The organism is Candidatus Thiosymbion oneisti (genome assembly GCF_900092655.1).
GTDB lineage: Bacteria > Pseudomonadota > Gammaproteobacteria > Chromatiales > Chromatiaceae > Thiosymbion > Thiosymbion oneisti.
Genome location: NZ_FLUY01000859.1, coordinates 1 through 432 on the forward strand (window position 1 = coordinate 1; position 432 = coordinate 432).

General features: G+C 57.9%; 1 pseudogene. It reads right to left on the reverse strand.

Annotated elements, in window-relative coordinates:
• A pseudogene (locus tag BQ17_RS21700) lies at positions 1–432 on the reverse strand (cytosolic protein); the annotation flags it as partial.

Sequence of the window (432 nt, forward strand, 5' to 3'; positions counted from 1 at the left end):
TTGCTCCAGGCCTTGCTCCAGGCCTTGCTCCAGGCCTTGCTCCAGGCCTTGCTCCAGGCCTTGCTCCAGGCCTTGCTGCAAGCCTTGTTGTATGCCTCTCTGGATAGCAAGTCGTTCAACACTCGTGACGTAGCGCATTTCGGTTTCTCCTTCGACGGTTTCGATAGCTTGCCATAGCTGTTGCTCGAGTGCATTCGGCAGGCGCATCATCCAATCGATAACGGCAAACAGATCCAGTATGCGCTGCCGGTCCCAACCTTGCCGGTAGAGCGTACGCACGAGGTTGAGCTTGGCCTGATAACGGGCTTGCGGGTCGCCTTTGGTCTGGCGGGTGCGTAGATGCGCGATGGTAACGAGGGCGAAGGGATTGGCGCTCGCCTCAAGTGACTCGATGCGGTCCGCATAGTCGATGAGTTTGACGACCGGAAATTC